Here is a 25,147-nt window from a genome sequence, read left to right on the forward strand (position 1 = left end):
CTCTCCTTCGGCTCTTTCGCTTTAATCCCTTTAACTCTTAAACTTTGTAACTGTTTATGAAGCTGGTTGTTCAACGCGTAAAGCAGGCCTCGGTGACGGTGGACGGAGAGCGCATCTCCGAAATCGGCGCCGGCCTGCTGGTTCTGGCCGGGGTGTCGCACGACGACACCCTTTTTGACGCCCGCTTCCTCGCCAAGAAAACCGCCAACCTCCGGATCTTTGAAGACGCCGCCGGCAAGATGAACCGTTCTGTTGCTGATGTGGGCGGGCAGGTTTTATCGGTCAGCCAGTTTACGCTTTACGGCGACTGCAGCAAAGGCAACCGCCCCAGCTTCATTAACGCCGCCCGCCCGGAGCAGGGCGAAGAACTGTTTAATGAATATGTCCAAGCCTTGGCCGCGCTCGGTTTTCCGCCCAGCACCGGCCGCTTCGGTGCCGACATGAAGGTGGAGCTGCTCAACGACGGTCCGGTCACCCTCATTCTCGAAAGCACCGGCCGAACAAAAGAATAAACTTCTGCATCCGCGTCCATTCGTGTTTATTTGCGGTTGAATTATTGAGGTGTAATTATGGCAAAACAAAAAACCACTGTAGGAACCATCGACAACAAAGTGCTGGCCTTTACCGCCGGGCGGGACGTGGAGTTGGATCACGCGTTGATCACCGTCGACTGCATCGGCACAGCGGCACATGTCGCGATGCTCTCGAAGATGCCGGTTAAGCCGCAGCTCATCACGGAAGATGAACGCAAGCAGGTGATCGCAGGGCTCGTCGAAATCATCGGCCTTGCCCAGCAGAACAAGTTTAAGATCAAATTGGCCGACCAGGATGTGCATTTGGCCGTCGAACGCACGCTCACCAAAAAGCTGGGCGACCTCGGCAAGAAGATCCACACCTGCCGCAGCCGCAACGACCAGGTGGCCGTCGATCTCCGCCTCTACGCCAAAGAGCAGCTGCTCGAAACGCTCGAAGAAGCCGCCGCGCTGGCGTCAGCACTTACCGCCTTTGGAAAGAAGCATGAGGGCGTTCCGATGGTTGGACGCACCCATATGCAGCCCGGCATGCCGTCGAGCGTCGGCCTGTGGGCGACCGCCCATGCCGAAAGCCTGCTCGACGACTGCGTTGCGCTCGTCAACGCCTACGAGCTCAACGACCAGTGCCCGCTCGGTTCCGCCGCCTCCTACGGCGTGCCGCTGCCGATCGACCGCCAGCTGACCTCCGACCTGCTGGCCTTCAGCCGCCCGACCCACAACGTGCTCTACGCCAACAACGGACGCGGCAAGATGGAATCGCTCGTGCTCGGCGCCATGAGCCAGGTGATGCTAACGCTCTCGCGCTTGGCGCAGGACTTCATGCTCTTCACCATGCCCGAGTTCAACTATTTCAAGCTGCCCTCCGAATTCTGCACCGGTAGCTCGATCATGCCGCAGAAGCAGAACCCCGATGTGTGCGAGCTTGTCCGCGCCAAGGCCTCGCGCGTCAAAGCCGCAGAGCTCGGCGTCTACGACCTAATCAAAGGCTCGCCGACCGGATACAACCGCGACCTGCAGGAAGCCAAGGAGCTGTTCATGGAAGGCATCGCCGCCACGCGCGCCTGCCTGCGCATCCTCGCGCCGATGGTCCAGGCAACCAAGGTCAACAAGCAGGCGCTGATCGACGGCTTCACGCCCGATGTCTTCGCCACCGACCGCGCGCTGGAGCTCGTGGGCGAGGGCATGCCGTTTCGCGATGCCTACCACTACGTGAAGGAAAATCTCCATGAGCTCGAAAGCATCGATCCGGTCGAAGCCATCAAACTCAAGACCCACCTTGGTGCACCGCTTGGTCTGGACTGGGACTATTTCAAAGACCGCATCGCTGCCGTCAAAGAAACCGTCCGCGAAGAGCGCAAGCTGTTCAATAAGGCCGTCACCAAGCTGCTCGGCGTGAAGTATCCGCTGGTGTAAAGCGTCTCCGCGGGGCTCCGATGAAACGTCGACCGGCGTGTGTGAAGCCGGTTCGGAGCCCCGGCTCTACTTAATCTTTAGGGCGAGCATGGTCATGTCGTCGTGCTGGCGGCAGTTGCCGGTGAAGGCGAGGACGTCTTTGTGGATGTTTTCAAGCAGATCTCCGGCGGTGGCGTTGGCCATGCGCTCGACGGTCTCGATTAGGTTTTCGGTTCCCCATTCCTCTTGGCTGGAGTTCATGGCTTCCGTGATGCCGTCGGTGTAGGTGACGACGAGGTCGCCGGGGTGCAGTGTAATGTTCCGGGTTTCAATCGTCGCTGCGAAGGTGTCGTTATCGACGAGGCCGATGGCGATGCCGGCGGTTTCGATTTGCTCGGCTTTGGGGTCGTTGCTGCGGATGATGATGGGGGCTTCGTGACCGGCGCGGGCATAGCTGAGCAGGTGGGTGTCGAGGTTGAGCACCATGTAGAGCATGCTGATGAACATGTCGTCGGCGAGGTTGGTGCTCAGGGTTTTGTTCAGCGAGCTGAGCATGGTGGCGGGGTCGTAGACGTTTTCGGCGTTAACGCGCAGCACGCCGCGGCAGACGGCCATCATCAGTGCACCGCCAATGCCCTTTCCGCTGACGTCGGCAATAGCGAGGCCGATATGTTGGTTGTCGATGCGGATAAAGTCGTAGTAGTCGCCCCCGATGTCCATGGCGGGGTGGTTGAAGGCGGCGATGTCGACGGTGGGGAAGGAGGGCAGCTCTTGCGGGAGCAGGGAGTTTTGTATTTGCTGGGCAATCTGCATGCCGCGGTCGAGCTGGCGCTTTTCTTCGAGGGTTTCCTGCAGGCCGGCATAGTGGATGGGCACGGAGGCTTCGGAGGCGAGGGACTGCGCCAGGTTGAGGTCGGACAAGGCAAAGCGCCGGCCGTCGGTGCGGTTGGCGAGCGTCATTACGCCGATGGTGCGGTTTCCGAAGCGCATGGGCACGATGAGCATGGTTTTAATTTTCAGAAACGGAACGGGTGCCTGCGGAATGCGCGAGTCCATTTCGCCGTCTTCAATGAGAATGGAGTTGCCGAGCACGGACGCTTCACCAATCAGTCCTTTGCCCAAGGGGATCGGGGTGTTCAAAACCAGTCGTTCGAGTTGTTCGGTGGCGTTGTTCTGCAGGTCAATGTGCTCAATATTGATGTCGAACGGCGGCGGGAATACGCCGGAAACCGCGCGGGCTTCGAGGCGTCCGGCCTTGGGGTTGGCCAGATGGATGCAGCCGGCGCCGGCTTTGCAGGTGCGGACGGCGTAGTAGAGGACGCGTTCGAGCAGGACATCCATTTCCACCGAGTCGCTGTCGGCGAAAACCTGGCCGACGTTGTTGACGAATCCCAGCGCGGCTTCTTTTTCGAGCAGCAGGGTGTCGCGTTCGGTGCGCAATTTGACCCGGCGTTTGTAGCTGATGTAGAGGCTTAGGGACACTATGACCAGCAGAACGAGGTAGGAAACGATGGCCAGCCAGAGAAGAAACCCGTGCATCGAATTGCCTTACTGTTTACTTAGGTTCCGGACGTCGTCTTCCAGGAATTCCAGGACGGATTTAAACTTGTTGAAGTTTTCGGGATTGATGTCGACCAAGGCTTCGTGGGCTTCGAGTGTGGTTTTAGCGGCGTTGAGCTTGTCGGCAAAGTCCGGTTCCAGCGTTTGGGTTTCGTCGCCTTGCTGGTCGCACAGCTGTTGTTCTTCGCTGGCGGCGGTGAGGGAATAGTCCACCACGCGGTCCACGCCGAGCGTCACGAGCAGTTTCCGGTTTTTATCGGAGAGGTTGATGAGCTTGAAGGTGAGGTCGGGCTTGCTTTTAATCAGGCAGGCGAGTCCGGCGATTACGCCCATGAAGGTGCTGTCCATGCCCGTGCATTCGGCCATGTCGATCAAGATGCGCTTGGCCGAATGGGTATTGATGATCTGGTGGATGAATTGCTTCATCGGAGGGCTTACCTTGAAGGAGCCGCGTCCTTGCACGCAGATAACGGCCGTTTGGTCTATATAGGCCGCGGTCAAATTGTCGTGGTTGCTGTCTGAACCCATGTGTTTCCCAACCCTGTGATTTACTCCCAACCCGAGGATAGTAGCACTGCCTTAATTGAGTTCAACGCGAATCATTGGGAAAAAGAGGCAACGGCGCTCTACGAATTGGAAGCGGCGGGGCGCCTTCGTTCTTTTTTCAGCGGCTGAATGATGGCCACGCACTCGCCTTTGACGTTGCGCCCCTCGTATTTTGCCCGGATTTCGGCCGGCGTTCCGCAAGACAGCTCTTCAAACATTTTGGTCATTTCGCGGGCAACGAAAACGATGCGGTCCGCGCCGAGGTGCTCCTCGATTTCGTTCATCAGCTTGATGAGCCGGTAGGGCGATTCATAGAGCACCACGGGCAGGTCGGCATCGATCCATTTGACGAGGTCGCGTTTGCGCCCGCCGCTCTTGTGCGGGAGGAAGCCGGCAAAAATGAAGCCGTGTTCGCCAAAGCCGCTCAGCGCCACGGCGGTGGTGACGGCGGCGGGACCGGGCACGGAGGTGATCGGGATGCCCGCCTCTCGGCACAAAAGGATGACCCGCGAGCCGGGATCGGAGATGCAGGGCATGCCGGAATCGGTCACCATGGCGACGGCTTCGCCGTTTTCGATCCGCTCAATAATCTGCTCGGAGCGCTGCGCTTCGTTGAACTTGTGGCAGCTGATCATGCGGGTTGAGATTTCGTAGCGGTCGGTGAGCCGGCGCGTATGGCGGGTGTCCTCCGCCACGATCAAATCCGCCTCTTTAAGGGTTTCGAGGGCCCGGGCGGAAATGTCGCCGAGGTTTCCGATGGGGGTTCCGACAATGTATAGAGCAGCATCCATGGGCCGTACCGTAGGTGAAAAGCGTACGCGCGCCAATACGAATTGGAAGAAACAGTCTTGATCGGGCTCAGCGGAATGAAGACCATGCTCGGATGCTTACGGAAGAACAGAGAAAGCGGGCGTTCAACGCCATCATCATTACCCAGTGCTTGGGGATGATTACCGCCGCCCTGTTTCAAAACGGGTTTTACTTGAGCTACTTCACTAAGCTGGGCCTCTCCAGCGCCGGGATTGCCTTTCTGTTCGCGCTGCCTCCCCTGCTGGGAGCCGGCCTGATGCTTCCGTTTGCCTTCTATGCCGACCGGATGGGAAAGAAGAAACTTGCGCTGGTTGGGCAGGCCCTGCTCATTGCTAGCCTGCTGATCATTATGGCGGCGGGGATGGGCGCAACGCGGCTGGCGCTTCCGCTGATCGTTGTTTCGCTTCTGTTTTTTTGTGTGGGGGGCAGTCTCCAGGGAGCGAGCTGGTTTGCGCTGCTGGGGCCGATCATCCCGGTGAAAACCCGCGGCCGGTTTTTCGGGCGCTTGCGGGTAACGTTCACCACGGTCTGTATTTTGTTCACTGTGTTGATCTCGCGCATCTTGAAGTCCAGCCAGAGCATGACCGCTTTTCAGATGCTGCTGGGGGTGGTGGTGGTGGCGGCGGTGATCCGCTTTTTTACCTATGCCCGTATCCCGGAGCTGGAAAACGCCGAAGGCGAAGCGCATCGGCAGCGGTTTCCGCAGGCGCTGAAAGCGGTTCTCGCGGTGCCCGGCTTCTTGCAGTTCACCGGCTATGTTTTCCTTATCACATTGTTCACCGCTGGCGTCCCCATCATTTTCGGGCTGATGCAAAAAGACGTGTTCCTTTTTTCGGCCTCCCAGATCACTTGGGTGGGCATGCTTTTTCTGGCGGGGGGCGTGGCGGGGAACCTGCTGGGCGGACGGGCCGTTGACCGGTTCGGCACGCGCATCGTTTTCCTGCTGGCGCACATTTCCTATGCGGTTGTGATCTTGGCGATGCTGGCGCGTCACTGGATGCCTTGGTCGCTGCCTGCGCACGCCGCCGGATGCTCGTTTCTGTTCAGCATGGTGGGGGCTACTGCCGGAGTGGCGGTCACTTCCGAGCTGCTGGGGCTGATTCCGGCCTCCAACAAGTCGCTCTCCACTTCGGTGAACATGTCGCTGTTCAATCTGGCGATTGCGCTTTCCCAACTGTTTGTTGCGCGTTCCATTAGCTGGGACGTGCTCGCGACCGATTGGCAGATGCTGGGTCAATCCTATTCCGCCTACGACACGCTCCTGCTGGCTTTCGCTACGCTGACCCTGCTGATGCTTGCCAGCATCGGGCTGGTGCCGAAGATTGCGAAGAAGGCGCAGCTCATGCCCGGCAGCGGCTATCCGCGGATGTAGGCCGCATCACTCAAAGGCGTGGTGCCAGATGGAGGAACCGTTGATGGTGAAGAAGAGCTGCTCCGAATCGGCGCTCCATTCAATGCCGGCTTCCGTGGCTTCGGGCGGCGTGTTGGTGTAGGCCGGCAGATAAAGCAGGTTGAGCCATGCTCGCTTGCCGGTTTCGCGGTAGTAGATTTTATACGACGGCTGGTTGTCGTAATAGAAAAAGGTCCGCAACCGCGCCGTCTTGCTGCCGTCCGGCGAAGCGATTCGGGCTGTCTCGTCACTTGGCGGCGTCAGGATTTTGTAGGCGATGAAGACGATGAACAGGCCGAAGACCAGCTGCCCCAGCTTCTTGGAATCGAACAGCGCCCGTTTTTTGTAGGTTCGTTTCATGGAGCTGAAAATAGGTTAAAAGGTTGAAGAGTGAAAGGGTTGAAGAGTGAAAACGCGCTCTTCAGCCCTGGAACCTTTTAACCCTTTAACCTACTCCGCCGGAGTATCCGTCTGTTCGGCGGGGGCCTTCTTGAAAAAGCGGCTGGCGTTCCAGTTGCGGTCGACGTCGCGCCAGAAAACAATCTTGCCGTATCTCCCAGACGAATTAATGAAATCGTTTATGGGAAAAGAAGTGTAACAGCAGATACGGCATTGCGGCTTTCTGTCTATTTTGGAAATTCAGCGTCGTTCTGGCTGGGTCTCCAGATGGATTGTGATCTTGATGTAGCAGAAGATACTGTTGCCGACAAAATTCATAAAGAAGTTCACCAATTGGCTGTTGTATAGAAATCGGCGAACCAGCCATTTGAGGGGCTCTAAATGGCGCTTATCTTTGTGCCATACGGGTCAGTTCGCCTAATTCATTATTTGAAAAAGGGTTGCCCGTTAACGAGCGCCCGGATTCTTTTATAAAACCATCCGTAGGTGATGCTATTCACCCGAAGGCGGTTCGGTTGGTGCAGGTGCTTCCGCTGGCGGCGTAACGTCAACTTGTTCAGCCGGAGCCTTCTTGAAGAAGCGGCTGACGTTCCAGTTGCGGTCGACGTCGCGCCAGGAGAGGAAGAGCATGGCGCCGATGAGCAGGATGGCGAATGCGTTTACCAGCGTGCCGACCACCTTGGGGTGGACCTTGCGCTTGGTGATGAGCTCCCAGAGGGCGAAGCAGATGTGCCCGCCGTCGAGTACGGGCAGCGGCAGCAGGTTGAGCACGGCGAGGTTAATGTTGATGAAGCGGATCAGGCCGATGGCGTAGAAGATGCCGAGCTTGAGCGAAAACCAGATCATGGTGAAAATGGCGATCGGGCCGCCGAGGGCCTGGGCCGCGCTTTTGGATTCGCCCTTGGTGGTGAGCGCCTTAAGCAGGCGGGCAATCTTGGAGGCGTCGGACTTGATCTGTGCAATGGGCGAGCCTTCCATGGACCAGGCCAGCATGCCGGGGTCGCCGGGCGTGACGCCGATGAGGACGCGTTCCGCTTCTTCGTTGTATTTCGGCGTGACGTTGAGCGTGAGGGTTTTTTCGCCGCGCATCACTACAATGGGGATTTCCTTGCCGCCGCAGTCTTGCAGCGATGTGGAGAGCTCGTGCCACCAGAGGATCGGAGTGCCGTTGACCGTGGTGATGAGGTCGCCGGTTTTAAGCCCGGCTATGCCGGCGGGGTCTTTGGCAATGACTTGGGCCAGCAAGGGACGCATGGCGGGCGCCATGCTGTTGAGCGTGGACTCCGATGGCAGAGTCAGGGAGTTGGTTGCCGTGCCGGAGAGAACCTTAAGGACGAGGGTTTCGTTGTCCTTGGTCAGCAGGTCTTCCGACATAATGCCGTACCAGTCTTCGACGGGCGTGTCGTTCACGGCCAGAACGACGTCGCTGGCGCGCAGGCCTTCGGCGTAGGCGACGCTGTTGGTGGCGACCACGCCGACGGCGGTGTTGCTCGGCGACGGTTCGGCAAAAGTGACGAGCCAGGCCAGCGGGATGGCGAAGAGAATGTTGAAAAGCGGGCCGGCAACGGCGACGGCGATCTTTTTAAGCGGCGTAACGTCAGGAAGGGCTTCCCGGTCATTCTCATTCTCTCCCTGCATTTTTTCCATGCCTTCGGGATCGAGTTGGGGCAGGGAGACATAGCCGCCGATGGGGAAGGCGCCGATCTTGTAGAGGATGCCATCCTTTTCTTTTTTCCACAGGGCGGGGCCCATGCCGATGGAAAAGCTTTCAATGACAAGACCGCATTTTTTGGCGACGATGAAATGTCCCCATTCGTGGACGAAAATGGTGATTCCAAATAAAAATAGCATCATGACGATGATGTAGAGGGCTTCGAGCATAGGTGGATCCTTAGGGTGTTATTTGAGGAAGAGTTCGATGTAAATGTAAAGCATGGGGGCGGCGAACAGGATGCTGTCGACCATGTCGAGGATGCCGCCGAGGCCATAGACCATGGTGTTGGAGTCTTTGACGTCGACTGCGCGCTTGAACATGGATTCGACCAGGTCGCCGAGAGTCCCAACGATGGGGAAAAGGATGCCGAGTGCGATGGCGTGTCCGAGCGGCAGGGAAATGGTGCTGTTGAGGTTTCCGCTGGAAATGATCACCCAAATCAGGTTGACCGCCACGCAGAAGACGATGCCGCCGAACAGGCCTTCCCAGCTTTTCTTCGGCGAAATGGTGGGGGCGAGCTTGTGCTTGCCGAAACGCGTGCCGAAGAAGTAGCCGCCGGAATCGGCCATCTTCATGCAGAGGATCACGTAGAAGGCCGCCCAGCCGGGCTTGGACAGGTCGCCGATCAGGAACAGGCGGACCACGAAGCTCCAGAGCAGGGGAACGTAGACGATCCCGAGAATAGTGCCCATGCAGCTTTCAAGTCCCTTGCGCAGGTTGGGATAGGTCAGAATGCGGAAAAAGTTGGAGATGACGACGATGAGCAGGATGCACCATAGCGCGTCGTTTGAGATGCTGAAGCCGCGGTGGCTTGGGTGCTGGCCCAGCACGTTGAACCACGTGGCGGCCACAAACAGGAGCCCGCTGGCGATGCCCCATTTGGTGGAGGTTTTTATGCCGCCGGCATTGAGCAAGCCATAGAACTCCCACGTGCCGACACCCGCGAACAGCAGCATGCCGATCAGTCCAATGGGCCAGCTGCAGGGTACGAGGCAAAAGATGGGTATGAGAACCGCCCCGATGCTGAGTGCTATAATGATCCGTTTCTTATCCATGCATGGGTTCCTATTTCTTCACGCCACCATACCGCCGGTCGCGATGATTGAAAGCTTCCAATGCTTGGAAAAATTGCTCTTCGCGGAAGTCGGGCCAGTAGGTTTCGGTAATGTAGAACTCGGAATAGGAAATCTGCCACAGCAAAAAATTGCTCAACCGCAGTTCGCCGCTGGTGCGGATCATCAGTTCCGGATCGGGCACGTCAGGCAGATAGAGGTGGTTGGCCAGCGTCTGTTCATTGATCTTTTTCGGGTCGAGCTCGCCGGCCTTGACCTTTTCGGCAATCTGCTTGGCTGCGTCGGCGATTTCGGTGCGGGAGCCGTAGCTCAAGGCAATAATGAAGGTGTGGTCGGTGTAGTGCGCGGTGGCGTCGATTGTTTTTTGCAGGCGCATTCGAACGGGCAGGGGGAGGCGCTCGAACTGGCCCATCACGCGCAGGCGGATGTGGTTGTCGTGCAGCTCCTGTTCGTAGGAATTGAGCGAGCCGACCAGCAGCTTCATCAAACCTTCGACCTCTTTCGGGGGGCGCTTCCAGTTTTCAGTGCTGAAGGCGTAGACCGTGATGTATTCCACGCCGGCTTGTGCGGCCGCGCGCAGCACGGCGCGAACGGACTGCGCGCCTTCCTTATGTCCCTCGATGCGCGAAAGGCCACGTTCTTGAGCCCACCGCCCGTTGCCGTCCATGATGAGGGCCACGTGTTTCGGAACTTTGTCGAATGACTTTGTCATTCGGAAGTCCCAATCTCTAAACCCGAAATTCTAAACAAATTCCAATTGGAAAATTCCAAGGTTCCAAATCGGCTGTTTTGAGTTTTGGCCATTGTTCCTTTGAGATTGTTTAGGATTTAGAGATTCGGATTTAGGAATTCTAACGATCCAGCAACAGGGTGCTGGAGCGCTTGGGGCCGACGGACAGGATGCTCACTTTTACGCCGGTGAGTTTTTCAAGATACTCAACGTATTTTTGCGCCTGTTCGGGAAGTTCTTCCCACGTGGTGCATTCGGTGGTCGGCGTGTTCCAGCCCTTGAAGTCTTCATAGATCGGCTTGCAGCGTTCCAGCTTGCGGATGCTGGCCGGCACGCTGGTGATGCGCTCGCCGTCCACTTCGTAGGCGACGCAAACCTTGATGGTTTCCACGTCGTCGAGGACGTCGAGCTTCATCAGCGCCCATTCGTTGATGCCGCCGACCATGGCCGCATAGTGGGCAACCACGCCGTCGAACCAGCCACAGCGCCGCGGACGTCCGGTGGTGGCCCCGAATTCATGGCCCACCTGGGCGATGTGCGCGCCCATGTCGTCGTGCAGTTCGGTCGGGAAGGGGCCTTCGCCGACGCGGGTGGTGTAGGCCTTAACGATGCCGACCACGCGGTCGATCGCATTCGGCGGAACGCCGGAACCCGACGGTGCGCCGCCCGCGCCCGTGTTGGACGAGGTGACAAAGGGGTAGCTTCCAAAATCGACGTCGAGCATTACGCCCTGTGCGCCTTCGAAGAGGATTTCGTCGTCGTTCTGTACGGCTTCGTGCAACAGCGGAATGGTGTCGCAGATGAACGGACGCAGGTAGTCGGTGGCTTCTTTCACCTGACCGAGAAGTTCATCAATGTCGAGCGGCTGTGCGCCCATATCAACGAGAATGGCGTTTTTGATTGTGGCGTTCTCTTTGACCATATCGAAGAAGTCGGCTTCGAGAATGTCGCCCATGCGCAGGCCGGTGCGGTCGGCTTTATCTATATAGGCCGGGCCGATGCCGCGCTTGGTGGTGCCGATCTTTTTGCCTTCTTCGAGGTTGCCCTCTTTGGCGCCGTCGATCTCCTTGTGGTATTGAAGAACGATGTGGGCGCGGTCGGAGATGAACAGGCGGCCGTCTAGTTTGATGCCGCGTTCGACCAACGCTGTGAGCTCGCTCACCAGGCCGACAAGATCGACCACGAGGCCGTTTCCGATGACGCACTTGCAGCTTTCGCGCAGAATGCCGGAGGGGGTGAGGTGAAGGACATATTTCTGGTCGCCGATTTCTACCGTGTGGCCGGCGTTGTTGCCGCCTTGGTAGCGCACCACCCAGTCCGCGTTCGCGGTGAGTACGTCAATAATTTTGCCTTTGCCCTCGTCGCCCCACTGCGACCCGATCAATACCGTCTTTGACATATTGCTATTTCTCCATATGAGTATTTGACCGGTTACCGGAAGATCCGCATCTGTCCGCCTTTTTTCTGATAACCACTTAAAAAGCCCTCTTTTCATAAGGGGGCCTATGAAGCGGGGAAATTAGGGAAACGCATGGGGTGCGTCAAGTATTCTGGCCGCCTAAGTCGGGCTCGATGCCTCAAATTATATAATGAGCAGATCCTTTGGGGCGTCGATGCCGAAGAGGCGGTCGGAAAGCTTGCCCAGCACGCCGAGGCTGGCGGCGGAAAGCAGATCCGTGATCTCTTCGATGACTTCGCCGGAGAGAATGTGCGGCGCGCCGTTGAAGACCAGTTCGCCTCCGGAGCAGTAGCCGTATAGTTGGTATTCGCCGCACTCTTCAAGCGGATAGCCTTTGATCAGGCAGTGCGCAATCCATTTCCGGTGGTCGGTGCCGAAGCGTTCCAGGCATTCGGAGGTGCGCTCATGCATGCTGATGCGCCGGGTGAAATAGCGGGTGATCTGCTCCCGGCTTTTCTCCGAAAGCTCGCTGAAAACCTCGAATTGGCAACGGGTGCATACCGCGGCCTCGAAAATGGTTTCGCCGTCTTTAAAGGCCTTTTCAATCTGGTAGTCGAGGCAGCCCTCCATCAAATCGCACCCGCACACCGAGCAATGGCCCATCGGTTGGCCCGTTTCGAACGACCAAAATATTTCAGGCAGCGGAATGCGATGTTCTTCGGTTTGCATAACGAAAGCCTACCGCGCTTTGGCTCGGCGGAAAGTTTTTTCCGTGGAATATTTTTTTGGCATTCTTCATGCGTTGTTTAATTGAACAACCTTAAAAAAGGAGCGGTCAAGTGCGTCACAAATTAATAGTTCCTCTCAGTTCTCGTCTCATCGGCGGACAATGGCTTCGCCGGTTCCGCCAAGCCTATTCATTGAAAAGCTGGGTGGCCTCCATGGAAGTCGCCCTCGAACGTGCGCCGTCCGGCAAGTGCTAATCATCTTCGTCTGAAATATTCGGGACAAAAACCCGCTTGCGCGACGTTCCTTAAATGTTCCGCGTGTTTCGCTCCACTTCTCTTTTTTGCGAAGCCGCGACGGTTCTAATTAAGGAGAATATGATGAAAATGACCGCGCTGTTCCTCTGTGTTATGCTGTCCGCAACCTGGGCCGCCTCGAAAGAATACAAGCCCTCCGACGCATGGAAACCCCTCTTCAACGGAACGGATCTTTCTGAGTTCCTCGTCGAAGACGGCGTGGCCCCCTACGAAGTGAAAGACGGCGTCATCACTGGCCGCACTGCGGTGCCAAGCCCCAACACCTTTCTGGCGACCAAGGCCGAATACGGCGATTTTGAACTGGAATTCGACGTGATGGTTTCCGACAAGCTCAACTCCGGCGTGCAAATCCGTTCGCGTTCGCGCACCGAGGCCGAAGGCAAACACGCAATCGGCCGCTTCTACGGTCCCCAGGTTGAAATCGAAGCCGGCCCCGGCCAGGCGGGCTACATCTACGGCGAAGCCACCGGCCGAGGATGGCTTTCCCCTGAACCTAAGTCGAAAGACCCTGCCGTCAAGCAGCACGACATATTCAAGAACGGCGAATGGAACCACTACCGCATCGTGGCCAAAGGCGCCCGTATCCAGACCTTCATTAACGGCCAGCCCATCGCCGACCTCTCCGACGAAGAAATCTTCAAAACCCACCCCAAAGGGCACATTGGCCTACAGGTGCACGGAGTTAAGGCCGCGCTGCACCCCATGAGCGTCAGCTGGCGCAACCTCTACATCCGCGAGATTTAATGCGCCAGTTCGCAGCAAGGATGGGAATGGTTGCCAAGAGGCGCAAAAAAACAAAAAAGAAACGCTGTAGTTTGGTTCAAGGAAAAGCCGAAAGGAGTACCCCAGAGGGGGTAAGCTGAGAAGCGAAATGTGGTACAAATGTGGTACAGTGTGTGGCAAAAGGCATAACCCCCGAAGGGGTAAGCTTTGTACTACCAAGACCTTACACCAAAAATGGTGGAGATGGGGGGAATTGAACCCCCGTCCGAATAAGAGTCACAACAGCCTCTACGTGTGTAGTCGAGCATTAAAAGATTCGCCGCCTCCGCTGCCACTCGACAGAGCCACTTTGGTCGCTAGTATCCTGTTATGGTTTTCGAGCCGCAACCCGGGTGCCCGGTATTGGCCTTAGCCTGTTGTCGTCGCCTCTATCCCTTAACAGACATTAGGGTAGAGACGTAGCGGAACTATGCCGCTAGTGCGTAACTTTCGTCAGCATTTATGTTTTTTGGACTCCTTTTTACGAGGCCTGGAGGCCAACCTCGACACGCCACTGAAGCTTCAACTTACCCGTCGAAACCAGTCATCCCCATATATGAGACGGACAGAGAGAACACCAAAAGCGTTCAAACGTCAACCCGCGGGACGGGGTATTTGAACACGCCGGAAGTGTGGAGGGTCTATAATGTCGGGATTTTTGAGGGGGTGAGGCTTTGTTTCGATTGTCATCGCTATTTATGTAAAGAAGAGTCATATGTAAACCCGTTATGCGAATTATACCTCCAAAAATTATTCAAGGCGGCATGGGTGCGAGTATTTCAAACTGGCGTCTGGCTCAGGCCGTATCCCGTCTTGGGCATCTGGGCGTTGTCTCAGGAACGGGCCTTTCTGAAGTTGTGGCACGCCGTCTGCAGGACGGCGATCTGGGCGGCCACATTCACCGAGCGCTGGATCATTTTCCGTTTCCGCGCATGGCGGAGCGCATTCTGGATTCGTTCTTTGTTTCTGGCGGCAAGCCGAGCGATCTGCCGTATCGGAAGCACATTGTGCAAAATCTGGAGGGGCGGCGCGAGCCGCTGGAGCTTTGCATTGTGAGTAATTTTGTAGAGGTCTTCCTAGCGAGGGAAGGGCATGCCAATCCGGTAGGGATCAACTATCTCGAAAAGATTCAGCTGCCGCACTTGGCCTCGGTTTACGGGGCATTGCTGGCAGGAGTTGCCGTAGTGGTGATGGGCGCGGGGATTCCGCTGGCCATTCCGGCGGTGCTGAGCGCGTTGTCGAAGCACGAAGCGGCCGAATATCCAATCCATGTTGCCGGCGCGGAAGGTGGAGGCGAAACTTTTGATATGGTTTTTGATCCGGCGCAGTTTATTGAGGATGGCACGTTTCCAGCCGTTTTGGAGCTGCCGGACTTTATTCCGATTGTTTCTTCCGAGGCGCTCGCTTCAATTCTGTTGCGCAAGGCGTCCGGCCCGATCGACGGTTTTATTGTTGAGGGCAATGTGGCGGGCGGGCATAATGCGCCGCCCCGCGGAAAAACCACCTATACCACCGGCGGCGAACCGATTTATGGGACGCGTGACGATGCAAAGCTTTCGGCCTTCCGCGAAATGGGCCTCCCGTTTTGGCTGGCCGGTAAGTTTGGCTCCCCCGAAGGCGTCAAGCTGGCGCTCTCAGAAGGGGCCAGCGGCATTCAGGCAGGAACGGCCTTTGCGCTCTGCGAAGAGTCCGGGCTTGTGCCTGAGTTGCGGCGCGAGCTGCTGCGCGAAGCGCTCGCCGGCGAAGCGCATATTTTCACCGATCCGCTTGCCTCACCGACTGGATTCCCGTTTAAAGTGGCCGCCATGCCCGGAACACTATCCGATGATTCGGTTTATCAGCAACGCAAACGGATTTGTGATCTGGGTGCCCTGCGACAGCTTTATCGTCGCCCCGATGGGAAGATTGGTTATCGCTGCGCCGCCGAGCCCGTTGACGCCTATGTGGCCAAGGGCGGAAAGATCGAAGACACGGTCGGGCGCAAGTGCCTCTGCAATTCGCTCATTGCCAATGCCGGCATGCCCCAACGCCTGCCGGACGGTTCCGTCGAGAAACCCTTGGTGACGATGGGTGACGATTTGCTTGATGTGGAGCGCTTTTGTTCTGCAGACCAGCTCGATTATTCTGCCGAACACGTCGTCAACGTTCTGCTCGGCGCGTAGCCAGTTGGGCGTGGTGCCGGATTCCAATCCGGTGCCTCTCGCGCAAAGGACACCGGATCGGAATCCGGTGCCACGATAAAAGTGCAGAAAGTAAAATAGAACCACGGATTCGCAGGAAGACGCAGAAGCTCCCTCGATCACCTAATAGAGTGGATGCGGTTTTTTTACAACCTCTTCTCAATCCGTGTTTATCCGTTTTCATCTGTGGTTCATTTCTGATTTTAGGCTAAATGGCCAAGTCCTTTGCCTCACTTTCCCCTCTCAGATTCGTTGTGCCCGCAATGAGTACAAAAAAGGTATTATTTGTGGTGGCTATATAGGCAAGCGCGGCTATTATTTCCAGCAACTCAGGAGGTATTGCATGAAAACTTTATTGATGGCGCTGTTTTGTGTCACTGCTTTTTCCGGCGTTTCTTTGGCGGGGAAAGCCGTCAGCTATGAAGTGGATGGCCGGCCATTCGAGGGCTGCATGGAGAAGGCTGCTCCCCATGCGCCGATGGTGTTGCTGGTTCATGACTGGGATGGCTTGACGGAATATGAAGTCAAACGGGCGGGCATGCTGGCGGAGCTGGGCTACTCTGTTTTTTGCGCCGACCTCTTCGGGGCCGGCGTCCGGCCAACGGCGCTGGCCGATAAGCAAAAGTGCACCGGTATGCTGAGCGAAGACCGCCCGAAAATGCGGGCCTTGATGCAGGGGGCGCTCGATGCGGCCGAGGCGCAGGGTTTGAATTCTGAAAATTGCGTTGCGATGGGCTACTGCTTTGGCGGAACGGCGGTGCTTGAATTTGCACGGTCGGGGGCGGACTTGAAGGGTTTCGCAACGTTCCACGGCGGTCTGTCGCTTCCCGATGGGCAGGACTATTCCAAGACCAAAGGGCGAGTGCTGATTCTGCACGGCTCGGCGGATTCCCATATTACGATGGACCAGTTTGCGACCTTGGCGAACGATTTCGAAAAAGCCGGCGTGCCGAACGAGATGATCACTTTTGGCGGCGCGCCGCATGGCTGGACTGTATTTGGAGGGAAGGCCTACCGCGCCGAGGCCGACAAAAAATCGTGGGCTCAGTTCACGAACTATCTTGAAGACGTATTGAAATAGGCAAAGGAGAACGATGAGTGCACATATCGCGAGTTTGATTAACGCATTGATTTTGGTTGGGTTTGGTTTGTGGGGTTATCTGGGGTCGGAAACGCCGTCGAAGACCGCGCTTATTCCGGTGGTTATTGGTGTGCTCCTTCTACTCCTGTCCCCAAGCGTGAAGAAGGAGAACAAGATCGTGGCCCATATTGCGGTGCTGCTGACGCTGCTGATTCTTGGCGGATTGGTGAAGCCGTTGACGGCGGCGCTGGGCCGGGAGGACAGCATGGCGGTAATGCGCGTTTCGGTGATGATGGTTTCTACGGTGGCCGCGCTGGTCTTCTTCATCAAGAGCTTCATCGACGTGCGCCGCGCCCGCAAGGCCAAGGTGGCTGAAGAGGCTTAAAGCTCTAACTGTCTGGGTAAACTGTAAAGGCCAGTTCCTGTTTCATGTCCGGCCAGCGGGCGATGTCGCCGTGGAACACGGTCTGCCAGCAAATGCCGTTGGTTCGGCCCAGCCGAGAGGCGGGCTGATCATCCGGAATCTGGAACTGCAGCGTGCCCGGCGCAATTTCGCCTTGGTTGTTTTCGGTCTGCCGCAACTCCTCTTCGTACACGGGGGTTTTTATGACCGACGTCGTCGTTTTGCTGCCGCTCCGGCGCGTTTCCGGGTGTGATTTCAGCCACCGGCCGTGGATTAAACAGCGAGAGGATGGCGTGGGCTGAAGCCAGAATCGCGCCGACGCCGAAGAGGCCGAAGACGACGGGAAACAGGCGCGGCGCATCGGAGCGGATCAGGAAATAGACCACGCCGTTCCTGCTAAGTGTAAAGGCGACGATGCCAGCCGCTTTGCCGATCGGGGAGCGGCCTTTCAGCGCCCCACAATCTGCTCCCGGGTCTGGCGCTGGTCAAGTTGGGCTTTAGACCCTTTGCGGAACCGCTCCTGAAGCAGAATTGGTCGCCAAAATATTCCTCGCCGTTCACCTCGTATCGATAGGTAAGGTTTAGGCAGAAGTCCTCGCCTTGGTTTTCAACCTCGGAACAGTCCAAATCCCGTCATCATCAATTTTCCGACGATCCCGTCGCCGGCGCGTGCAGAAATTCTCATAATATCTTCCCCATAAAAGGTTGTCGTCCCGGCTTTAGCCGGTCAGTTCAGATCGGAGCCGCGGCGGAGGCTTTGTCCCCCATATTTTTCTTTGATGCCGTCGGCGGCGCGGCTGAGGCGGTTGCGCTTTTCGTGTTCGGCGGTGTCGGGCGCTTCAAAGAGGTTGAGCTGCTGGGCTGGTGGCTGATCCGTTTCGGAGAGGCCGCTTACGCCGAAGCCGATCAGGCGGACGGGGCGGCGGCGCAGGTGTTCTTCAAGAAGGGCCATGCCGGCTTCGCGCAACGACACATCGTCGGCGCACGGAATCGAAAAGCGGGTCTGGCGGGTAATGGTGGAAAAATCGCTCCACCGGATTTTTAGATGGACGGTGGAGGCGAAATAGCCGGCCTTGCGCAGGCGCGCGCCGACCTTGTCGATCAGCCGCTTGTAGACGGCTTCGATCTGCTCACGGTCGGTGAGGTCTTCAGCAAAGGTGGTTTCGTTGGAGATGCTTTTTTCTTCGCTGTCGGTTTCGATGCTCCGTTCGTCGATGCCGTGCGCGAGCTGGCTGAACCCCCGTGCGGCCCGCGGGCCGACAGCGCGTTCCAAGGTTGGGAAGTCGCATTGCTGCAGCTGCCCAATGGTTGAGAGTCCGAGCGAGAGCAGCTTTTTCTGCGTTACTTTGCCGACGCCCCACATGCGGCCGATCGGAAGCGGCGCGAGAAACTGTTCGATGGCCTTCTGCTCGAATGGAACCATTGTCAGGCTGTCGGGCTTGTTCATGTCGGACGCAATCTTGGCCAGAAACATATTGGGGGCCACGCCGACGGATGCGGTGAGCTCGGTCTGCTCGAGGATGTCGCGCCTTATTTTTTCGGCGATGGCCTGGCCGGTGCCGAAGAGCCGGCGGGCGCCGGTGACGTCGAGGAAGGCCTCGTCGATGGAGAGGGGCTGCACGAGCGGGGTGTAGGATTCGAAGATGCGCATGATCTGGCGCGACGCCTCTTTGTAGCGTGCCATGTTGTGGGCCACAAAGACGGCGTGCGGGCACTTTTGCTGGGCGGTGCTCGAAGGCATGGCCGAGTGAATGCCGTATTTCCGGGCTTCGTAGGAAGCGGCCGCCACCACGCCGCGCTGGCCGGGCGGGGCGCCGACCACCACCGGTTTGCCCCGCAGTTCGGGATGGTCGCGCTGTTCGACCGACGCGAAAAAAGCGTCCATGTCGACATGCAGAAAGGTTGTGGGGAGCGGCTGCATCATTCCAATGTTCGGCAATCTCCGTGCGGGTTAAGGCTTTTCATCAATGGAGATTCAATTAAACTGATCTTCAATTAACTTATAGAACATACGGTTGCTGCCATGGAAGAGAAAAGACAAGCCCACGCTGAAAACAAGGATGCGAACGACGTAATCCTTGATCTCAACTTTGTCCCCCAATGGGCGAAAAAGCCTCCCGGGGAAAACCACTATGGTCAGAAGGAATATTCTTCCGAGCGCCGCGCCCCGCGCCGCGATGACCGGCGTCCGCCCCGGCGCGACGACCAGCGCGACGACCGCCCGCGCCGGCCCCGGCCAGAGCGGAGCGACCGGCCCGAACGAACGGAGCGGCCCCGAGCACCGCGCGAAACCTTCAAAGAGCTGCCGTTGTCGATTTCCTTTTTGCCCGAGCAGCAGCGGCTGGCTTCGCTGGTGCGGCAAATCCACCATTCGCGCCGCGCCTATCCGCTGATCGATTTGGCCAACCTGCTCATTCAAGATGCAGAGGGCTATCTGGTGAAAATCGAAGTGTCCAAAGGCGCGCCGGCTGGGTTTGAGATGCTGCAGTGCAAGCGTTGCAAGGCCGTGGCGATTTCGGAAGAAATGATGGTGCAGCACGTGATGTCGATGCACTTGGCCGATTTTTACGAAAAGGAAGAGATCGAAACCGATCCTCCTTCCGGCAGCTTCCCCGGCGTGGCCCGCTGCCGCAAGTCCGGCATCCTGCTCGGCCCGCCGAACCACCACAGCTATACCGAAAAGCTTAACGCGGTGCACCAAAGCCGTTTTGCCCATCTTTCGTTCGATGAATATAAGCGCAGCATTGAAATTGTGCGCGACGAAGAGGTGATTGAGCAATGGAAGGAAGAGAGCCGCAAGCAGACGGTTTACAAGCTCAAGTCCGATCCCGAGGCGGAACCGGTCGAGCTGCGCAAGGCCGAGCTGGAATTTGCGAAGAAGGTGCCGAGCCTCTATGAAGCGACCCCGCGGGCCGTCGTGCCGGCGAAGGTGGCGCAGGAGTTGGGTGATCGCGACATTACCCACGCCATTCGGCAGGTCTGGACGAAAGAGAGCCGCTTCCCGCTGTCGATGTCGTTTGCGATGCGCGCCGCCTTCCGGCACATGCACCTGTATCTGTTCAAGGCCGGCAAGATTAATTTTGTCACCCACATCAAGCCGTATCCGGTCAAGCCGGAGAACACGGTTGAAAATATTGCCGAGGTGCTCTCGTTTTTGAAGGAACATCCCGGGTCGAGCCGTCTGCAGCTGCTGGAAGTGCTGCATCCCTCGCTCGATCCCGCATCGCAAGAGGCCAAGGATGCACTGAAGCCGTTGGGCTGGCTCATTGAACGCGGCCACATCATCGAGTTTTTCAACGGCACCCTGTCCGTGCCGCTCGGCCGTGGCCGGCGCTAGGGCGCGACCGCCTCGTCGCTAGAAAAATACCGGGCCAGTTCGGCGTCGGCATGCTGCCCAAAAAGGATCCGGGCGGCTTCGGGCATTCCGGGGTCGCAGCGAAGCGTTGCGGGATGCTGGGTGAGAGCCAGTCGGGAGCGTCGCCGCAGAAAATCCTCAAGACGGACGACCAACTCGTATTCTGCCATGTGGTGAAGCTCGGCGCGGGTGTATTGTTCGATGACTATGTTCGCCATGGAGGCATCGTTTCGTATCTTTTCCAGGCACTTGAAAGCGTCTTTCCCGTAGCGCCGCCAGAGCCGGGCGCGTTGTGCTTCATCGAGTCCAAGTTTTGTGCCCACCGCTTCGAAGCGCTTCTTGTTCTGTGCGCTCGGTTCGCCGTACCACGGCTTTAAGGACTGGACCAGCGGCACTCCGAAGGATTCTACGATCCCGCTGATTTCTTCGCCTACGTTGATGCAGTCGGTCAGCTTGCCGCCATAGATGCTGCACATTTTTTTGCTTGGTTGAATGTCGATCTCGTGTTTGCGGGAGAGGGCGGTCCATTCGGCGTTCCCGACGTCGGCGGTTTTTTTGACCACCAGCGGGCGCACGCCGCACCGCTGCGCAATAACGTCTTTGCGGGCGAGAGGCTTTTCGAGGTTGAGCAGCGCGTTGGCATTGGCGAGCAGGAATTCGACGTCGTCGGCCGAGGGTTCTGCAACCTCGTTGTCGACGCGGGTGTCGGTGGTGCCAATGCAGGTGCGCTCGCCCATGGGGATCATGAAAAAGAGGCGGCCGTCGGACGCGAAGAAGGTCAAGACCCGCTCTGTTTTTGAAAACTGCGGCACGATGATGTGCGCGCCTTTGGAAAAGATATGCTTGAAGGGGCAGTCGATGCGGAGCATGGCGTTGATTTTGTCGGCGAAGGGGCCGGCGGCGTTGACGAGGGTTTTGGCCATGAGGCGGTGCGCCTGCCCCGTAACGTGGTCGCGCAGCGAGCAGTGCCAGAGGCCGTCGTGGAAGTCGGCGGAAACGAGTTCCATGTAGTTGATGGCGCAGCCGCCCGTTTGCAGCACCTTCCGGATGAAGCCGAAGGCAAAGCGGGTGTCGTTTTCAACAAAGTAGCAGTCGGAATATTCCAAGCCGCCGGCCAGCGCCGCGCCGTCGATCATCGGCGCTTCCTTGCGGATCGTGGAAACGGAAAGCAGGCGCGGGGGTTTGGTTTGGAAGCGGCCCATGAACCAGTAGAGCAGCGCGCCGAGATAGATCAGGATGCGCGGCTTGCGGAAGCCTTTGGCGATGCTGGTGTAGAACCGGATTTCGCGTACTTGGCTGGGGTACGACTTCATCAAATGGTTGCGGCTTTTGCACAAGCCCCAAACCAATCCGAATTCATAGTTTTCGAGATACTTGATGCCGCCCCATGCCAGGTTGGAGCTTTCCTGCGAGGTGAACGAGCCAAAGTCGGCCTTGTCGATCACCGTAACCTTGGCGCCTTTGCCCGCCAGCGCGGCGGCCGCGACGGCGCCGTTGATTCCAGCGCCCACCACAAGGCAATCCTGCGTTTCCGCCTTTGCCCGCCCGATGCACGACGTTCGTAGTGAGTTCATTCGCACAGTCTAGCGAATAGATGAAAAAATGATGCGCACATTTTTCGAACTTTTTGCAAAGATAGTCGTGTCGACAGACGTATCACCACCGACAGACGAACTGGATGGACGATGATTGAAACAAAAAATCAAGAATCAGGGGGCGATCACCCGGATCCGGGAGTCTTGAGTTTGGAGGGTGTTATGGAAACCTACCAGTCCGCTTTGCTGCGCTACGCCACCCGCGTGCTGAACAGCCGGGACGCCGCTCAGGACGTCGTGCAGGAGGCCTTCATCCGGCTTCACGCCAACTGGGATGCCGTGACCGCGCGCGGTACGGACCTCAAGGGTTGGCTCTTCCGCACCACGCACAATGCGTCGGTCGACCACATCCGCAAGGAGTCGCGCCACCGCCTGCTGCACCTGCGCCAGTCGTGGGAGGCCGAATGCTTTGTGGCCGATCCGCTCCCCAGCGACGAGCGCCACGCGCTCGTGCTCCAGCATCTCAATGTGCTTAAACCGAAAGAACGCGAGGTGCTCGTGCTCCGGCTTCACGAAGAGATGTCCTACAAGGAGATCGCCGCCGTCCTCCAGCGCTCCGAGGGCTACGTCGGAACCCTCATTCATAACGCAACCAAGAAGCTGACCCAAAGCCTGCGCCAAGCGGGGGTGGTGTCATGAAAAAATGCACCTCATTTGAAAAGAAACTAACGGCCTATCAGCACGGCGAGCTCGCCGACCGCGATTCCCAAACCTTGGAAGCGCATTTGGACGGCTGTGCCGCCTGCCGCGCCGCGCTGGAAGCGCAGCGCTCCGCCCTCGCACTTTTGGGCGCTACGCTCGAAGCCGTTCCCGCGCCGGAGTGGCTGGTTGCGCGACCGCCGGCGCACCAACGCAAGCGCCGTCCGCTAAACGCCTTTGAACGGATCTGGTATAGCGCGCAGCTCAGGGCGATGCTAGCCACCTGCGCGATATTCGTCTTCCTCGTTTCTCTCTCAGGCACGCTGGTTGTATTTACGGCTGTGAACAAAGAGGAGAAGTGTTTTAGTCCGCCGAAGCCTATTGAACGACCGAAAATGACGCTGAAAAAGCCGAGGGTAAAGGTTCCGAAGTCGGCGAAGCCGAAGCCGAAGTCGACCACGCGCATCGTTACCAAGGTCAAGCGTGCGAACATGCCCGACATCCAGCTGCCGGAAATGGCGGCGGCAAGCGATGGTCTCTCCGGCGGCGTCGGGGGCTTCGATATAATGCCCGAGCTGGAGTCGGTGTCGTTGTTTGGCAGCGCTATGGAAGTTGCCGACGCGCCGGCGGAGGTTCTTTCTCGTGTGAGTGCCGTCGATGACTACTCGTTCATGGATCAGGACGGCGAGAGTCCGAAAATCGCGATGAAAAAACTTAGGGTTCCGGTAAATGTTAAAAAATCCCCAGCAATGGCAAAGCCAAAGCTCCGCAAGCGAGTCGTGGCAAAGGGGACTTCAGGGATAACCGTGCCCGATATAGAGATGCCTGCCGTCGCCGGGATAAAGGGCGGACTCGGTTATCTGGATGACTCAAGCGCCGTGGCGCGTTTTGGTTTTAGCCTCCCGCAGGACGCTTTGTTTGGCGATGATGGTGTTGCGGCGGACTCTCTTTCTTGGGCGGCCCCAGCGCCGCCCCCCGCTAAATCTGATGCAATCGCGTTGACGGATGATTTCCGTTGGATGGACGAGCAGGCCAAGGAAGAAAAAGCATTGGCGGGAACCGAGGTGGTCTCGCCCAGTCCCATGATTGAGTACAACGTGAACGTGGAAAGCGAACCGCTTCCCGAACCGGTTCTGTTGCGGGAGCTCGAGGCCGACAAGGATGTGCCGGCCGAACGCGGCCGGAAGTTTGAATCCGCCGTATTCAACCCCTACACGCTGGCGTTGGAAAATGCCTTTTCAACATTTTCGATCGATGTGGATACGGCGTCGTACGGGCTGGCCCGCAATCGGCTGCTGGGCGGCGGGCTGCCGGATCCCGAGCAGGTGCGCACGGAGGAGTTCATTAACAGCTTCGACTATGACTACCGTCCGCCGGCCGGCCGGCAGACGTTTGCGGTGCATCGCGAGATGGCGCCGTCGCCGTTCCGGATGGGGATGGATGTGCTGAAGATCGGGATCAAGGGGCGGCGCATCGGGCGCGACGATCATCGCGGCGCGGTGCTGACGCTGGTGATCGATACGTCGGGGTCGATGGCGACGCCGGAACGCCTGGGTTTGGTGAAGGAATCGCTGGCCTTGATGATCGACCAGTTGAATCCGGGGGACAAAGTGGCGATTGTCCAGTTTGGCGGCGAGGCGCGGCTGGTGCTGGAGCATACCCCCGCGAGCGAAAAGGCGGCGCTGCTGGAAGCCATCAACGCGCTGCAACCGGGCGGCCCGACGCAGTTCGACAAGGGATTGGAGCTGGGCTATCAACTCGCGATAACCGGCTTCCGCGCCGGCGACTCGAACCGCATCATGATTCTTTCCGACGGCGTGGCCAATCTGGGCGAGCTGGATCCGGAGGCGATTCTGGATCAGGTGGCGGAACAGCGGAAGAAGGGCATTTATCTGTCGGTGCTTGGATTCGGCGCCGGTTCCTACGACGACGACCTGCTGGAGCGGTTGGCCAATAAGGGCGACGGCATGTATGCCTATATCGACACGCTCAACGAAGCCCGCCATCTGCTGGTCGACCAGCTGGCGGCCACGCTGCATGTGATTGCCAGCGATGTGAAGATCCAGGTTGAATTCAATCCGGCGCGCGTGCTGCGCTATCGCCAGCTAGGCTACGAAAACCGCCAGCTCACCAAGGAGCAGTTCCGCGACGATACGGTGGACGCCGGCGAGGTGGGTTCGGGGCAGTCGGTCACGGCGTTGTACGATATAGAGTTGAAGCCCGGCGGTCCGCCGGCCGAGCCGATCGCCACGGTGTATGTGCGCTATCGGCGGGCGGACAACGGGGCGGTCGAGGAAATCAACAGCCGGGTGTCGGACAATGTGCGCGTCCAGCGCTTTGAGGATGCGGATCCACGCTTCCAGCTGGCGGTGTGCACGGCGGAGTTTGCCGAGCATTTGCGCCGCAGTCCGTATGCGGAAGGAACCGGCATGAAGGATATTGCAGGACGCCTGCAATCGGTGGCGCTCGAGCTGGATCTTGACGAACAAGTGCAGGAGCTGGTGCGGCTGATTTCGATTACGGATGGGTTGGAACGCTAAGGG

General features: G+C 58.0%; 23 protein-coding genes and 1 other RNA gene. 11 read left to right on the plus strand and 13 right to left on the minus strand.

All coding sequences use genetic code 11. The features are described 5' to 3' along the window. Window positions 1–56: 56 nt before the first annotated feature. Both dtd and argH read left to right on the plus strand, forming a co-directional pair. Entirely contained in the window at window positions 57–512 is a 456-nt protein-coding gene (gene dtd / locus SCARR_RS23815; protein ID WP_136064372.1) for a D-aminoacyl-tRNA deacylase, read from the plus strand. 57 nt (window positions 513–569) lie between these two features. Then, entirely contained in the window at window positions 570–1,946 is a 1,377-nt protein-coding gene (gene argH / locus SCARR_RS23820; RefSeq protein ID WP_136064374.1) for an argininosuccinate lyase, read from the plus strand. A 66-nt stretch (window positions 1,947–2,012) separates the two neighbouring features. On the opposite strand, the gene SCARR_RS23825 is transcribed toward argH, so the two are convergent. The 3 genes from SCARR_RS23825 to rsmI all read right to left on the minus strand — a co-directional run bounded on the left by SCARR_RS23825 (window position 2,013) and on the right by rsmI (window position 4,822). Next, window positions 2,013–3,464, minus strand: a complete 1,452-nt coding sequence (locus SCARR_RS23825) for a PP2C family protein-serine/threonine phosphatase (RefSeq protein WP_136064376.1) — start codon at window positions 3,462–3,464, stop codon at window positions 2,013–2,015. Window positions 3,465–3,473: 9 nt separating this feature from the next. Next, window positions 3,474–4,013, minus strand: coding sequence for an STAS domain-containing protein (locus SCARR_RS23830; protein ID WP_168433565.1), 540 nt, complete (start codon window positions 4,011–4,013; stop codon window positions 3,474–3,476). 98 nt (window positions 4,014–4,111) lie between these two features. Continuing rightward, entirely contained in the window at window positions 4,112–4,822 is a 711-nt protein-coding gene (rsmI, locus tag SCARR_RS23835) for a 16S rRNA (cytidine(1402)-2'-O)-methyltransferase (RefSeq protein ID WP_136064380.1), read from the minus strand. Between the two features lie 92 nt (window positions 4,823–4,914). Between rsmI and SCARR_RS23840 the strand changes: the two genes are divergently transcribed. After that, complete coding sequence (locus tag SCARR_RS23840; protein ID WP_136064382.1) at window positions 4,915–6,213, plus strand: MFS transporter; 1,299 nt, start codon at window positions 4,915–4,917, stop codon at window positions 6,211–6,213. A gap of 6 nt (window positions 6,214–6,219) precedes the next feature. On the opposite strand, the gene SCARR_RS23845 is transcribed toward SCARR_RS23840, so the two are convergent. Continuing rightward, window positions 6,220–6,591: a hypothetical protein gene (locus tag SCARR_RS23845; protein ID WP_136064383.1), complete on the minus strand. Its 372-nt coding sequence runs from the start codon at window positions 6,589–6,591 to the stop codon at window positions 6,220–6,222. A gap of 111 nt (window positions 6,592–6,702) precedes the next feature. Here SCARR_RS23845 and SCARR_RS29400 point away from each other — a divergent pair, with 111 nt between their 5' ends. Further along, window positions 6,703–6,978 (plus strand): HigA family addiction module antitoxin, encoded by a 276-nt coding sequence (locus SCARR_RS29400; RefSeq protein ID WP_407984861.1) that lies wholly within the window; start codon window positions 6,703–6,705, stop codon window positions 6,976–6,978. 144 nt (window positions 6,979–7,122) lie between these two features. Here SCARR_RS29400 and rseP read toward each other — a convergent pair whose 3' ends face one another. The 5 genes from rseP to SCARR_RS23875 all read right to left on the minus strand — a co-directional run bounded on the left by rseP (window position 7,123) and on the right by SCARR_RS23875 (window position 12,275). Further along, window positions 7,123–8,511 (minus strand): RIP metalloprotease RseP, encoded by a 1,389-nt coding sequence (rseP, locus tag SCARR_RS23855; RefSeq protein ID WP_136064385.1) that lies wholly within the window; start codon window positions 8,509–8,511, stop codon window positions 7,123–7,125. An 18-nt stretch (window positions 8,512–8,529) separates the two neighbouring features. Next, the gene (locus SCARR_RS23860; protein WP_136064387.1) at window positions 8,530–9,399 is read right to left on the minus strand and encodes a phosphatidate cytidylyltransferase; all 870 of its coding nucleotides are present in this window, start codon (window positions 9,397–9,399) and stop codon (window positions 8,530–8,532) included. Between the two features lie 10 nt (window positions 9,400–9,409). Then, window positions 9,410–10,129, minus strand: a complete 720-nt coding sequence (locus SCARR_RS23865; protein WP_136064388.1) for an isoprenyl transferase — start codon at window positions 10,127–10,129, stop codon at window positions 9,410–9,412. A gap of 139 nt (window positions 10,130–10,268) precedes the next feature. Beyond that, window positions 10,269–11,546, minus strand: a complete 1,278-nt coding sequence (locus tag SCARR_RS23870; RefSeq protein WP_136064390.1) for an adenylosuccinate synthase — start codon at window positions 11,544–11,546, stop codon at window positions 10,269–10,271. Window positions 11,547–11,729: 183 nt separating this feature from the next. Beyond that, a complete protein-coding gene (locus SCARR_RS23875) occupies window positions 11,730–12,275 on the minus strand; it encodes a hypothetical protein (protein WP_136064391.1) in 546 nt (181 codons plus the stop codon). Window positions 12,276–12,649: 374 nt separating this feature from the next. On the opposite strand from SCARR_RS23875, the gene SCARR_RS23880 reads away from it, so the two are divergent. Next, a complete protein-coding gene (locus tag SCARR_RS23880) occupies window positions 12,650–13,333 on the plus strand; it encodes a 3-keto-disaccharide hydrolase (protein WP_222846428.1) in 684 nt (227 codons plus the stop codon). 214 nt (window positions 13,334–13,547) lie between these two features. Here the strand turns inward: SCARR_RS23880 and ssrA are convergent. Beyond that, window positions 13,548–13,903, minus strand: a transfer-messenger RNA (tmRNA) gene (ssrA, locus tag SCARR_RS23885). Between the two features lie 176 nt (window positions 13,904–14,079). On the opposite strand from ssrA, the gene SCARR_RS23890 reads away from it, so the two are divergent. The 3 genes from SCARR_RS23890 (at window position 14,080) to SCARR_RS23900 (ending at window position 16,997) form a co-directional block, all read left to right on the plus strand. Then, on the plus strand, window positions 14,080–15,513 hold the full coding sequence (locus tag SCARR_RS23890) for a nitronate monooxygenase (RefSeq protein ID WP_222846429.1): 1,434 nt from the start codon (window positions 14,080–14,082) through the stop codon (window positions 15,511–15,513). Between the two features lie 361 nt (window positions 15,514–15,874). Beyond that, window positions 15,875–16,612 carry a dienelactone hydrolase family protein gene (locus tag SCARR_RS23895; protein ID WP_136064394.1) on the plus strand — a complete coding sequence of 246 codons (738 nt, stop codon included), beginning with the start codon at window positions 15,875–15,877 and terminating at the stop codon, window positions 16,610–16,612. Between the two features lie 13 nt (window positions 16,613–16,625). Continuing rightward, window positions 16,626–16,997: a hypothetical protein gene (locus SCARR_RS23900; protein WP_136064396.1), complete on the plus strand. Its 372-nt coding sequence runs from the start codon at window positions 16,626–16,628 to the stop codon at window positions 16,995–16,997. A 4-nt stretch (window positions 16,998–17,001) separates the two neighbouring features. Here the strand turns inward: SCARR_RS23900 and SCARR_RS23905 are convergent, their stop codons facing one another. Both SCARR_RS23905 and dinB read right to left on the minus strand, forming a co-directional pair. Further along, entirely contained in the window at window positions 17,002–17,376 is a 375-nt protein-coding gene (locus SCARR_RS23905) for a hypothetical protein (protein ID WP_136064398.1), read from the minus strand. 366 nt (window positions 17,377–17,742) lie between these two features. Continuing rightward, window positions 17,743–18,939, minus strand: coding sequence for a DNA polymerase IV (gene dinB, locus SCARR_RS23910; RefSeq protein WP_136064400.1), 1,197 nt, complete (start codon window positions 18,937–18,939; stop codon window positions 17,743–17,745). Window positions 18,940–19,038: 99 nt separating this feature from the next. Between dinB and SCARR_RS23915 the strand changes: the two genes are divergently transcribed. After that, window positions 19,039–20,352: a hypothetical protein gene (locus SCARR_RS23915; RefSeq protein ID WP_136064402.1), complete on the plus strand. Its 1,314-nt coding sequence runs from the start codon at window positions 19,039–19,041 to the stop codon at window positions 20,350–20,352. On the opposite strand, the gene SCARR_RS23920 is transcribed toward SCARR_RS23915, so the two are convergent. Then, entirely contained in the window at window positions 20,349–21,944 is a 1,596-nt protein-coding gene (locus tag SCARR_RS23920; RefSeq protein ID WP_136064404.1) for a glycerol-3-phosphate dehydrogenase/oxidase, read from the minus strand. The genes SCARR_RS23915 and SCARR_RS23920 overlap by 4 nt on opposite strands. Before the next feature lie 111 nt (window positions 21,945–22,055). Here SCARR_RS23920 and SCARR_RS23925 point away from each other — a divergent pair, with 111 nt between their 5' ends. Both SCARR_RS23925 and SCARR_RS23930 read left to right on the plus strand, forming a co-directional pair. Beyond that, window positions 22,056–22,604, plus strand: coding sequence for an RNA polymerase sigma factor (locus tag SCARR_RS23925; protein ID WP_136064406.1), 549 nt, complete (start codon window positions 22,056–22,058; stop codon window positions 22,602–22,604). Next, window positions 22,601–25,144, plus strand: a complete 2,544-nt coding sequence (locus tag SCARR_RS23930; RefSeq protein ID WP_136064408.1) for a YfbK domain-containing protein — start codon at window positions 22,601–22,603, stop codon at window positions 25,142–25,144. Before SCARR_RS23925 ends, SCARR_RS23930 begins: the two co-directional genes overlap by 4 nt. The last annotated feature ends 3 nt before the right edge of the window (window positions 25,145–25,147 follow it).

The organism is Pontiella sulfatireligans, from assembly GCF_900890705.1.
Taxonomy (GTDB): Bacteria; Verrucomicrobiota; Kiritimatiellia; order Kiritimatiellales; family Pontiellaceae; genus Pontiella; species Pontiella sulfatireligans.

Coding starts and splice junctions, on each gene's coding strand:
- dtd (WP_136064372.1), top strand. CDS start 57: ATGAAGCTGGTTGTTCAACGCGTAAAGCAGGCCTCGGTGACGGTGGAC.
- argH (WP_136064374.1), top strand. CDS start 570: ATGGCAAAACAAAAAACCACTGTAGGAACCATCGACAACAAAGTGCTG.
- SCARR_RS23825 (WP_136064376.1), bottom strand. CDS start 3,464: ATGCACGGGTTTCTTCTCTGGCTGGCCATCGTTTCCTACCTCGTTCTG.
- SCARR_RS23830 (WP_168433565.1), bottom strand. CDS start 4,013: ATGGGTTCAGACAGCAACCACGACAATTTGACCGCGGCCTATATAGAC.
- rsmI (WP_136064380.1), bottom strand. CDS start 4,822: ATGGATGCTGCTCTATACATTGTCGGAACCCCCATCGGAAACCTCGGC.
- SCARR_RS23840 (WP_136064382.1), top strand. CDS start 4,915: ATGCTTACGGAAGAACAGAGAAAGCGGGCGTTCAACGCCATCATCATT.
- SCARR_RS23845 (WP_136064383.1), bottom strand. CDS start 6,591: ATGAAACGAACCTACAAAAAACGGGCGCTGTTCGATTCCAAGAAGCTG.
- rseP (WP_136064385.1), bottom strand. CDS start 8,511: ATGCTCGAAGCCCTCTACATCATCGTCATGATGCTATTTTTATTTGGA.
- SCARR_RS23860 (WP_136064387.1), bottom strand. CDS start 9,399: ATGGATAAGAAACGGATCATTATAGCACTCAGCATCGGGGCGGTTCTC.
- SCARR_RS23865 (WP_136064388.1), bottom strand. CDS start 10,129: ATGACAAAGTCATTCGACAAAGTTCCGAAACACGTGGCCCTCATCATG.
- SCARR_RS23870 (WP_136064390.1), bottom strand. CDS start 11,546: ATGTCAAAGACGGTATTGATCGGGTCGCAGTGGGGCGACGAGGGCAAA.
- SCARR_RS23875 (WP_136064391.1), bottom strand. CDS start 12,275: ATGCAAACCGAAGAACATCGCATTCCGCTGCCTGAAATATTTTGGTCG.
- SCARR_RS23880 (WP_222846428.1), top strand. CDS start 12,650: ATGATGAAAATGACCGCGCTGTTCCTCTGTGTTATGCTGTCCGCAACC.
- SCARR_RS23890 (WP_222846429.1), top strand. CDS start 14,080: ATGCGAATTATACCTCCAAAAATTATTCAAGGCGGCATGGGTGCGAGT.
- SCARR_RS23895 (WP_136064394.1), top strand. CDS start 15,875: ATGAAAACTTTATTGATGGCGCTGTTTTGTGTCACTGCTTTTTCCGGC.
- SCARR_RS23900 (WP_136064396.1), top strand. CDS start 16,626: ATGAGTGCACATATCGCGAGTTTGATTAACGCATTGATTTTGGTTGGG.
- SCARR_RS23905 (WP_136064398.1), bottom strand. CDS start 17,376: ATGCGCCGCGCCTGTTTCCCGTCGTCTTCGGCCTCTTCGGCGTCGGCG.
- dinB (WP_136064400.1), bottom strand. CDS start 18,939: ATGATGCAGCCGCTCCCCACAACCTTTCTGCATGTCGACATGGACGCT.
- SCARR_RS23915 (WP_136064402.1), top strand. CDS start 19,039: ATGGAAGAGAAAAGACAAGCCCACGCTGAAAACAAGGATGCGAACGAC.
- SCARR_RS23920 (WP_136064404.1), bottom strand. CDS start 21,944: ATGAACTCACTACGAACGTCGTGCATCGGGCGGGCAAAGGCGGAAACG.
- SCARR_RS23925 (WP_136064406.1), top strand. CDS start 22,056: ATGATTGAAACAAAAAATCAAGAATCAGGGGGCGATCACCCGGATCCG.
- SCARR_RS23930 (WP_136064408.1), top strand. CDS start 22,601: ATGAAAAAATGCACCTCATTTGAAAAGAAACTAACGGCCTATCAGCAC.